The organism is Micromonospora sp. DT41 (assembly GCF_049841715.1).
Taxonomy (GTDB): domain Bacteria; phylum Actinomycetota; class Actinomycetes; order Mycobacteriales; family Micromonosporaceae; genus Micromonospora; species Micromonospora profundi.
The window spans coordinates 96,660-106,671 of record NZ_JBNCKU010000018.1 but is presented as its reverse complement, the minus strand read 5'-3'; the positions used below and the strand labels follow the sequence as shown (position 1 = coordinate 106,671).

7 protein-coding genes and 2 CRISPR repeat arrays (1 of these 9 running past the window's edge) are annotated in these 10,012 nt (G+C 67.3%); all 7 genes read right to left on the bottom strand.

Annotation, left to right across the window (positions count from 1 at the left end; genetic code table 11):
* Positions 1-39: 39 nt before the first annotated feature.
* Positions 40-817: direct repeats of the CRISPR family, unit length 37 nt; unit sequence GTTGCGATCCTCGCCCGGTCCGGGGACCGGGCGCAGC.
* Between the two features lie 127 nt (positions 818-944).
* The 7 genes from cas2 to cas3 are packed head-to-tail and all read right to left on the bottom strand — an operon-like array spanning position 945 to position 8,568.
* Positions 945-1,235 (bottom strand): CRISPR-associated endonuclease Cas2, encoded by a 291-nt coding sequence (gene cas2, locus ACLQ23_RS26835; RefSeq protein ID WP_357488065.1) that lies wholly within the window; start codon positions 1,233-1,235, stop codon positions 945-947.
* 1 nt (position 1,236) lies between these two features.
* Positions 1,237-2,262: a type I-C CRISPR-associated endonuclease Cas1c gene (cas1c, locus tag ACLQ23_RS26830; RefSeq protein ID WP_425881308.1), complete on the bottom strand. Its 1,026-nt coding sequence runs from the start codon at positions 2,260-2,262 to the stop codon at positions 1,237-1,239.
* Positions 2,255-2,902 carry a CRISPR-associated protein Cas4 gene (gene cas4, locus ACLQ23_RS26825; protein WP_425881307.1) on the bottom strand — a complete coding sequence of 216 codons (648 nt, stop codon included), beginning with the start codon at positions 2,900-2,902 and terminating at the stop codon, positions 2,255-2,257. The genes cas1c and cas4 overlap by 8 nt, the downstream gene beginning before the upstream one ends.
* Positions 2,899-3,765 (bottom strand): type I-C CRISPR-associated protein Cas7/Csd2, encoded by an 867-nt coding sequence (cas7c, locus tag ACLQ23_RS26820; RefSeq protein ID WP_357488068.1) that lies wholly within the window; start codon positions 3,763-3,765, stop codon positions 2,899-2,901. Before cas7c ends, cas4 begins: the two co-directional genes overlap by 4 nt.
* Positions 3,762-5,588: a type I-C CRISPR-associated protein Cas8c/Csd1 gene (cas8c, locus tag ACLQ23_RS26815; protein ID WP_425881306.1), complete on the bottom strand. Its 1,827-nt coding sequence runs from the start codon at positions 5,586-5,588 to the stop codon at positions 3,762-3,764. The genes cas7c and cas8c overlap by 4 nt, the downstream gene beginning before the upstream one ends.
* Positions 5,588-6,280, bottom strand: a complete 693-nt coding sequence (cas5c, locus tag ACLQ23_RS26810) for a type I-C CRISPR-associated protein Cas5c (protein ID WP_425881331.1) — start codon at positions 6,278-6,280, stop codon at positions 5,588-5,590. The genes cas8c and cas5c overlap by 1 nt, the downstream gene beginning before the upstream one ends.
* 2 nt (positions 6,281-6,282) lie before the next feature.
* Positions 6,283-8,568 (bottom strand): CRISPR-associated helicase Cas3', encoded by a 2,286-nt coding sequence (gene cas3, locus ACLQ23_RS26805; RefSeq protein WP_425881305.1) that lies wholly within the window; start codon positions 8,566-8,568, stop codon positions 6,283-6,285.
* A 311-nt stretch (positions 8,569-8,879) separates the two neighbouring features.
* Positions 8,880-10,012: direct repeats of the CRISPR family, unit length 37 nt; unit sequence GTTGCGATCCTCGCCCGGTCCGAAGACCGGGCGCAGC; it runs 2,679 nt beyond the window's last position.

The window sequence follows — 10,012 nt, the reverse complement described above, 5'->3', positions numbered from 1 at the left end:
CAACGGACAGACGTACATGCAAGCCGATTCGGACCACCTGTTGCGATCCTCGCCCGGTCCGGGGACCGGGCGCAGCCGGCGGCCTCGGCCGCGCAGCTGGCCCGGGGGCCGCTGTTGCGATCCTCGCCCGGTCCGGGGACCGGGCGCAGCAACGGACAGACGTACATGCAAGCCGATTCGGACCACCTGTTGCGATCCTCGCCCGGTCCGGGGACCGGGCGCAGCCGTGGCTCCGGGCGCGATCGGCTATCAGTTCTACTTGTTGCGATCCTCGCCCGGTCCGGGGACCGGGCGCAGCGATTACTCGGCTGGCCGATGCCATCATGGGGGACAAGGTTGCGATCCTCGCCCGGTCCGGGGACCGGGCGCAGCTGTGGTGCGTGCCGGCGGGTGCTGCGCGCCAAGAAGGCGTTGCGATCCTCGCCCGGTCCGGGGACCGGGCGCAGCCGCGGGTAGCCCAGACGTGGTACGGCACGGCGTAGGTGTTGCGATCCTCGCCCGGTCCGGGGACCGGGCGCAGCTCCACCCCGACCCGTCGTTCACCTTCATCTACGTCGAGTTGCGATCCTCGCCCGGTCCGGGGACCGGGCGCAGCGGGCGATCTCCTCCGGGCTCTCGGTCACACCGTCGGGGTTGCGATCCTCGCCCGGTCCGGGGACCGGGCGCAGCGCGCGATCGGTCCGGAGGCTGTCCTCGACCTCGACCTGTTGCGATCCTCGCCCGGTCCGGGGACCGGGCGCAGCACTGGGGCCTGGGTGACATCGACCCGACGGTGTCGCTGTTGCGATCCTCGCCCGGTCCGGGGACCGGGCGCAGCAGCTCGTGAGCAGCTGTTATTCAAGTTCGTCGCTAGATAGACATCCGTGGCGGCGCTAGATAAGCGCCCAATTGGTATGGTTTGCTAGTTGGGAACGTCAGGCTCTCTGGGTGGCCACTGGGGGTTCCTAGATCACGAACGGGCCGCGGGGATCGACGTGTCGTGGCAGCCCTAGGTGTTCGACGTTGTCGAGTGCGTTGGCCGGGAGGCGATAGATGCGGATGCTGTCGCGGGCGGGATCGATGGCATCTTGCAAGGCTGCGACGAGTTTCACCTTGTCGGCGTCGCGGCAGACGACCTCGAAGACGGATTTCTGGACGCGGTGTCCGTACGCTTCGCAGATTTTGGCGACTTTCCTCAGCCGCCTCTGGCCTGCTGGGGTGATGGTTTCTACGTCGTAGGTGATGAGGATGTCCACGTCAGTTGACTGTCCAGGGGCGGTAGGTGGCGAGGTCTCCTCGGAGGTGCCGGGCGAGCAGGCGTGCTTGCACGAGCGGGAGGACGGCGCCTTCTATTTCGCGGTTGAGGTGGGCGTGTGGCCAGGCTCGTCGTCGGGCGGTCTGCCATGCGTTGAGGGTGTTTTTTCGGCCGGTTTCGGTGAGCCGGTATGCGCCGTTGGGGAGTAGTTCGAAGTCGTCGGTGGAGAGTTCTCGTCGGTTGAGCAGGGTGAAGGCGAGTCGGTCGGCGAGGAGGGGGCGGAATTCTTCCATCAGGTCGAGTGCGAGTGCCGGCTTGGCGGGGCGGGTGGCGTGGAGGAATCCGATGTAGGGGTCGAGGCCGACTTGTTCGAGTGCGCCGTGCACGGCGACTCGGAGCATGCCGTAGAGGAAGGACAGGAGGCAGTTGATGGGGTCGGTGGGTGGTCTTTTGGTTCGTCCGGTGCTTCGCCATTGCTTGTCGGTGACGAGGTATGGCAGGGCGGCGAAGTAGTCGCGTGCGGCGATGCCTTCGGTGCCGAGCACGCCGTCGATGCTCTCGGCGCTCTTGAGCAGTTCCAGTCGTTGACCAATGAGTTCCGCTGATGCTCGCAATGCGGTCTGCCGGTGACCGGATGTGTCGCGGCCGGCGCGGAGCAGAACTTGGCGGGAGTTGTGTATCTTGCCGGCGACCATGGCTTTGGCGATCTTGATCCGGTGCTCGTGGTTGTCGACGGCGCGGTGCTGGGCTTGTCGTAGGAGTGGGTTGCCGCTGGTGGGGCCGGCGACGCGGGCTCTGAATCGGCCCATGCCGGTGAGCCAGCTGACGGATCGGCCGTCGTCGGCGCAGCGCAGCAGCAGGTCGTCGGTGATGGTCACGCCGGCGAAGAGCACCAGGTGGTCGACTCGGGTCAGGGGCAGCAGGCGTCGTCCGGTTTGTTCAGGGTGGTAGACGCGGACGGTGTCGCCGTCGAGGTGCAGGCTGGTTCCGGGAGTTTGTACGTAGAGGGTGTTGAGTAGTTCAGTCACGCCACTGTCCCAACGGCCTTGGGGTGAATAGGTTGTCCGCTGATCGGTGCTGTCGACCGTTGGTCACGTCGGGTAGGCAGTCGTCGCGTAGTGAGCACTTGCGGCATCGGGTGTCGTTGCGCGCCGCTGGTAGGTGCTGGGACGCGAGGAGGTGCCGGATGGCCTCGGCCGCTTGCACTACCTGGTGCAGGAGGTCGGGGCTGATGGTGACTGGGTGGCGGCGGCGTTCGGCGACGGAGTAGATGTATCCAAGGGGCACATCGAATCCGGCTTCGAGGAGGCAGAGGGCCTGACCGGCGAGTTGCAGGTCAGCGGGCCCGTCTGGCTGATAGCGGCCGACTTTGTATTCCACCGGGGTGGCGGTAGTGCCCGAGAACTCCACTACGTCGCAGATGCCGCTGAGGCCGTACACGGCGCTGCCGACGGGTAGGGAGCGGATGGTGGTGAGACCTGCCCGCCGGGTAAGGCCGGGCAGGTCCACCAGTCGATGGCTCAGATCGCCGCGTACGGTCTGCGCGCTGTCACCCCAGATGCCCTCGACGTGGATGAGTGCGGTCTGTCGGTGGCAGTAGGCGTAGTGCTCGAGTGCGGAGAGCGGGATCTCGGCGAGGGTGCTGTCGCCATCGGTCGCTGGGGTCACGGCCAGAGGTTCACCAGTGGGGTGAAATCGATACCCTCGGGCAGGTTGTCGGTGGCGAGGGTCAGCTGGTAGTCCAGGTGGTGCCGGGCGGGCTTTTCCGTGTTCGCGCGGCTGAGGGATACGCGTTCGGTGAGGCTGGCCGCCGGTGCGACGCCGAGGGCGTCGGGGTGGCTGAAGACGTACAGGCCGCAGAGTTTCATCTCGCCGCGGGTGGCGGAGCGGTCGTGGTCGAACATCAGGGTGATCGCCCGCCAGAACACGGCGAGGTCGTCAGAGGTGACACCCGTCTTCCCGGCGCGAGGGGCGGAGTAGAAGATGCGGGCTTGGTAGAGGCCGTAGGGCACGGTCCATTTCGAGCCCATCTCGGTCCGCTCGCCCTTGTCGATGTCGTCCTGGCGGGTTTGGGTGACCCGGGTGATGGCGTGATCGGTGGGAAGGACCGGATCGACGCTGCGGGCGAAGGTGAGCTGTACCGGACCGCGCACTTGTCCGGCGCCGCCCTTGGTGGTGCCGGTGCTGAGTACGGCGCCGAACATGCGGATGTCGAAGTAGTGCTCGCAGAGCCACCGCTGTGCCTCGTCGGCGCGGCCGGGGTTGGCCTTGAGGCCTTCCTCGATGCGGGTGTTCAGCGCGTGGCCGGCCTCGACGAAGATCCCGAACTTTGGGTCGTCGCCGCGCATCAGGGCGACGGTGTCGCGAATCTTGCGTTTGATGGCGACGTCGGTGACGAGGCCCTGGCCGGTCTCGTCGTCGGTGCGCGGCTGGTTACCGCCGTCGGGGTCGCCGTTGGGGTTGCCGTCGGTGACGTCGAACAGGAGAACTGCGTCGTGGCGGCGGGCCGGGTCGAGGTGGGTGTCGCTCATTCGGCGTCTCCTTCGGTGGTGGGCTGGTCGTCTGAGGCGGGCGGCAGGTCGGTGTTCTTCTTCTTGGCGGCGGCCGCGATGCGCTCGGCGCGCATGGCGGCGCGTTGCTGGTGGAAGCCGAGGACGAACTGGGCCTTCTGCGCCAGGACGGCGGTGCTCGGGATCGAGTCCCGGCTCGTGTCGATCTGGGCGAAGATGTCGTCAAGTCGGGTGGCGTAAGCCTTGGCCCAGCCCGGTTTGCGGAGCGGTCCGCGTAGGCGGCGCAACCAGGCGGTCGAGGTCCGCTGTCCGTTGACTAGGACGACTCTCGGGTTGGTGATGGCGCGGCCCATGTACCGCTCGGCGAAGGTGGTGTTCAGCGGCTGGTTCGCCGCGCGGAAGACCGTCTGTTGGAGGTCATCGAGAACGGCGAAGGCCCTGCCGGACAAGTAGGCGGGGTCGTTGTTGTCCAAGTTCAACGTGGGGGTCAGCCTTTCAGACTCGTCGGTTCGGTCTGGCCGGCGGCGCAGGCCGAGCCGGATCAGGGCCGCGCGTGCCGGGTCGACCCGGCCGTCGGTGCGGATTCGGTTGAGCACATGGGTGAGCAGTCGCGGCGGCAGCGGGTTGTGTAGTAGCGCGGCCCGTAGCAGCGCGTGTTGCAGGCCGGCCGGACGGTCCTCGCCCCTGGTGCCGAGGTTGACCCAACTGCCGGGGGCGCCGCCTCGCCCGACCTGCCATCGGCCCGCCGCGCGGACCAACTGGGTCAGCCGGACCTGGGTGACCTCACCGGACCAGTCGGCGATCTCGTGATCGTCAATCCACGAACGAATATGGTCCTTGACCCGGGGCAGCGGCATCTCCACCCAGTCGCGGATCACGACCCGGGCGACGTTGCCGCCAACGGTCACCGAGCAGAAGGTGGACAGGTCGTCATCGCCGGGTTCGATGCCGTCGCCGGGGGTGGCGAGCAGGGCGCGGGCGTCGTCGAGGTCCGGGGCGTCCAGCGGGGCCATGGGGTCGAAGCGGGAGCCGCCGACCAGCCACCAGGCCAGACGGGCGTTCTGCCCGGGTAGCGCGGTGCTGTGCCGTTCATCGGACAGCACGGCCGTCAACGACGACATGAACGTCAAGCCGCACGTGACACAGATCGGGGTGTGGGCGAGAAGTTTCGTCAGCTCGTAGCCGTGGGATGCCTCGTTGACGCTCACCAGGGAGGCGTTCTGAGTGGCGCCGGGCAGCCACCGCCGCGGAATCTGCTGCGGGATCGTCTTGAGCAGGTCGCGGACGTGGCCGCAGACCAGGCAGTAGCCTGCCCGGCCGAGGCCCTTACGCCCGGCGGCGACGTTCGCCCAGTACCGCTTCGCTGATTCGTGTTCGGTGGCGATCTGCCCGTCGACGACGAAGGCCACCACGTCGGCGCGGCTCCACTTCTGATCGGTGACGACCTTCGGTGCGTGACCGCCAGCGTAGAAGGCGGCGATGGCGGGAGCTGGGCCATCCGGCTCCGCGGCAGCCCAGTCCCGGATCAGCTCCTGGAACGCGGTGTGCTGCTTGGCCACCCGGTCGGCTTTGCCATCCTCGGCAACCCAACCCAGCACATATTCGACGGTGTCGGCGGCCAACGTCGGCGCGACCCCTACGGTCCGGGTGACATTCGGCATCCACCGGCTGATCCCGAATCGCTGCCCGGGTGTTCCCGGATCCGCGAAATCGACCAGCTCGGTGTTGGTGGGCGTGCCGTCAGCGGCGAGGTAGAGCAGGAACCGCACCGGCCTCCTTGCATAGAACGGTGGAGTCACCTCGCTGCTGGACTCCGCGTACTCGACGAGCCGCTGCAGCAGCATTAGACGCCCCCGCCGGGGAGGGCAAGTTCCATTCCCCGTTGCGGCACGTACAGAATCCCGGCCTGCACCCGGGCGGAGAACCACTCCATGCGAGGACTGCCCCCACCGTCGCGGTGAATCGAGTGCAGCATGATGCCGATGTCCTCATGCAGATCGTGCTGACGCTCGACCTTGTCGTCCGGCCAACCGAACTCCGCGCTGAACTCCCGCGTACCCAGGTAGGGGCGCTGGAAGCAGGCACCCCGGCGGACCCGGCGGCGCAACTGATCCCGGTACGCAGAGGCCGGCTTATCCGCATGCGAAGCCGGCACTGTGTGCGCGTGGATGCGGTACGCCACGTCCCGCAGGCAGACAGCGTTGCGTTGATCACGATGAGCAACCGTGTCCACCCGACGGGTGCCCTTGATGGCCTCCGCTAACGGCGCCACGTCCGTGGTCTCGTTACGGCGGATCGTGAACTGCCGGATCGGGCTGAGCACCTCGATCGCGACGATCTCGTAGCGAAACTCCGGCTTCCAATAGATCGACTCCAACACGCCCACCGCGGCGGGCGGCGTCATGACCGGGTAGCTCACCCGCTCCACCTTCAGCTCCGGGCGGGAGAACAGGGCCGCCTCGCCGGCGACCTGAACCACCACAGGCAAGTCACCCTCGCGGCTCCGCCGCAGGCTCACCCCGTCGACAACATCCATCGTCACAGCACGAACTCCTCAAGGTTCGGATCGAAGGTTATGCCGGTAGCGCTGTCGTAGTCGCCGATCCACTCCACCAGCGCACCCACCTGAGCCTCGTCGCCGAGAATCGGTCGCATCCGCGTCTTCACCTCCGGGTTAGCGAGGACACCGCTGTGCACGGACGTCGTGTAGGGCTGAAGCTGACGCAGGTCACGCAGGTCCGGCACGGGTGCGTTGCGGATTTCTTCAACCAGGTCGATGAGCGCGGCACACTCCGCGTCCGTTGACGCTCCCTGCGGGGTCACAACGGAGATGCCCTCGTCGCGGATGAGCCGGAACGCCTGCTTGTGATCACGACGGTCGCCTTTCACATCGATCAGCGGGCCGTCGGAAACGGTCTGGAACGCCCACCGCTCACGGGCCTGCTGGATGCGTTGACCAACGTGATCCGGGTCCTTCAGATCGAGCGCGTCATAGACCCGACGGTAGTAGTCCGCCAACGCCGACGCGTTATCCGGATCGGCCACGCAGGGCCCGAAGCAGGTCTTCGCAACACCAACCAGCTTCTTGTACGCGCCCGGCTGCCCTCCGTCTGACGGCGTGAAGATAACGACCCGTCCCCGGTCCAAGCGCCCCTCCCGATTGGCCCGACCGGCGGCCTGCAGCAACGAATCAGCCGGCGCCATCGCCCGATATACCAGCGGAAAGTCCAGGTCCACGCCCGCCTCCACCAGCTGCGTCGCGGCTAGAAGCACTCGCTCACCGGCACGTAACCGCCGGATCACCACCTCCAGCACCCGCCGCCGATGCGCCGGGCACATCCGCGTGGACAGATGCCAGGCGACATCACCGAAGCCTTCCTCCTGCCACCGCTCATACACCGTCCGGGCATCCGCGGTCGTGTTCACCACCACCATCGCCGACCCCCCACCGCTGGAACCCAGCCCGACGCTGGCGTCATCAGCGACGTCAGCCAAGGTCAGATCTGCGTCCAGCCGCCACTCGTACGACACACGCCGCATCTTCTCGTTGAGCACCGACACTTCCGAGACCAACTCGAACCGGTCCAGGTCTTCGAAGGTCCGCAACGCCCAAAAGTCGGGCTGGGTAGCCGACGACAACAGGACCGTCGTCCCGAAGTGCTCCACCAACAGACGCAGGCCGTCCAGGATCGGTACGAGCATGTCGTGCGGCAGCGCCTGAATCTCGTCGAGCACGATCACCGACCCTGCCAGCCGATGCACCCGCCGCATCGCCGACGGCTTACGGGCGTAGAGAGACTCGAACAGACGCACAAACGTCGTCACCACGAACGGCGCATCCCAGTTTTCCGCGGCCTGACGCGCCCAAGGCCCAGCTGCAGGAGCATCGAAATTCACCTGGCTGTGATGCTCCAACACCACCGGCTCCGCACCATCCTCATTGAGCATCTGCCGGTAGACAGCGGCGTTCTGCTCCGTGATGGTCAAGAACGGCACCGCGACGATCACCCGACGCAGATCGTGCCGCTGCGCGTGACGCAGCGCGAAGCCGGCCGCAGCAAGTGTCTTCCCGACCCCAGTCGGCGCGTGCAGCCGGAACATCCCGGTGGGCCGCTCCGCAGCGGCGAGAGACTCCGCGTAAACCTGCTCCCGCAGCCCATCAATCGGCGACGGCGGACGCTGCGCAAGCGACTCTGCCCGACGTCGCTCGAACAGCGCGAACAGGTGGCCGAAGTCAGCATCCGGACGCACCCTCGGAACGGCGAGCTGATAGTGGTGCGCGTGAGTATCCAACCCATCGGCGTCAACCAGTGCGCTGTAGCACAGCCGCAACGCCATCTCCCCCACCAGCGGATCCCGTTGCCAACGCTCCGGCAAGGCAGCGCTCAAGTCGGCAGGTAAGTCCGGCAGCAGACGGGACAGAGCGGCCTCTGCCGACGCCACGTTCCGCGGGTTATCCCTCAACGCAGCTATCAATTTTTTCTTGAAGTCGCCCTGGTCCACGAGCCCACCATGGTGCCCGAAAATGCCGACAGCGAAGCGACCCAGACCACGTTCCCACGCAACCCGCGTGCCGAGCGCCTTGTGATCGATGCCGACTCGCCCGCCACTCGCGGCAACCTTCGACAATCGCTCCTGCCAGGCATCACTGGCCTTGCCGCAGTCATGCAACAAGCCCAGCCAGTACGCCAGATCGCCGCCCCCGAACGGCGCCGCGAACCCCCGAGCAAGGGCCGCCGTACTACGCAGGTGGTCCTCAAGGAGGTGCCACACATCGGTACCGGAAGCGGGACTGTGCGCCTTTAGTGGAACTTCAACTCTCACACGGAACCCTGGAACTCATACCAAGTGACCCCATCACCGATCCATCGAGTCATGCGCCCTAGGAGGAGTCAACGCCGAGTTGACAATCTGTCAGATAGTTGTCTGGGCGTCCGGGGGCCGGGACTGGCCCAGCCCCCGGATCGAACTCGCGTGCTTTCCCGTGATCACTAGCGCCGCCTCCGTGGGCGTCAACCGCAGTTGTGCCCGCTTCGCCCGGTCCGATGGCTTAGAGCGTTCAGTTGCGTTCCTCGCTCACTCCTTGGACCGGACGCAGCGCGCACCGGCCCGAACTCGCTGGACCCGGCCACGGCGCTGCGATCTTCACCCGATCCGAAGACCGGGCGCAGCGTGCGGGTCGTCGACGGCACGCCGGCGATACGGCGGGGGTTGCGATCCTCGCCCGGTCCGAAGACCGGGCGCAGCTCAAGGTCGTCAAGTTCACCACGAAAAACCCGCCGTGGTTGCGATCCTCGCCCGGTTCGAAGACCGGGCGCAGCCGTCTGCCACCTGTTCAACCTACGCCGCAATACCTGTTGCGATCCTCGCCCGGTCCGAAGACCGGGCGCAGCCGTCTTCGGCGACACCGAAACCATTACCCTCGACGCGGTTGCGATCCTCGCCTGGTCCGAAGACCGGGCGCAGCTCGTGGCGGAGGCTGAGCGGGAGGCGGCCCGGCAGTTGTTGCGATCCTCGCCCGGTCCGAAGACCGGGCGCAGCCGTTCGGGGCGACAGCCACCTTCCCCTCCTCGGCGATGTTGCAATCCTCGCCCGGTCCGAAGACCGGGCGCAGCGCTGCGGCCAGGTCCAGGCGGCCGGTGATGCGACGCCAGTTGCGATCCTCGCCCGGTCCGAAGACCGGGCGCAGCCCCTCCGCGCTCGGCGGGTTCGTCGTCGACTGCCCCAGGTTGCGATCCTCGCCCGGTCCGAAGACCGGGCGCAGCCTGATCCTGGACGCCTCGCCGGCGGCAGTCTCGGCGTTGTTGCGATCCTCGCCCGGTCCGAAGACCGGGCGCAGCGCACACCAGCCGGATACGCCGCCACCGACCCCACCCAGTTGCGATCCTCGCCCGGTCCGAAGACCGGGCGCAGCGCGAAAAACGGGTCTCCCCGGGCGCCCGGGGAGAGAGTTGCGATCCTCGCCCGGTCCGAAGACCGGGCGCAGCCTCCCCGTGGGCAAGGTCGCCAAACTCGCAGGAGCGACGTTGCGATCCTCGCCCGGTCCGAAGACCGGGCGCAGCGCGCCCATGCAGGGCACCGCCATGCACACGCTCATGGTTGCGATCCTCGCCCGGTCCGAAGACCGGGCGCAGCCCGTGTGCGGCGCCGCGATGCTCTTACGCGCGGCCAGGTTGCGATCCTCGCCCGGTCCGAAGACCGGGCGCAGCGAGCACGACGCGGCGGCACGACGGCAGGCAGGGAGGTGTTGCGATCCTCGCCCGGTCCG

Coding starts and splice junctions, on each gene's coding strand:
- cas7c (WP_357488068.1), bottom strand. CDS start 3,765: ATGAGCGACACCCACCTCGACCCGGCCCGCCGCCACGACGCAGTTCTC.
- cas8c (WP_425881306.1), bottom strand. CDS start 5,588: ATGCTGCTGCAGCGGCTCGTCGAGTACGCGGAGTCCAGCAGCGAGGTG.
- cas5c (WP_425881331.1), bottom strand. CDS start 6,280: ATGGATGTTGTCGACGGGGTGAGCCTGCGGCGGAGCCGCGAGGGTGAC.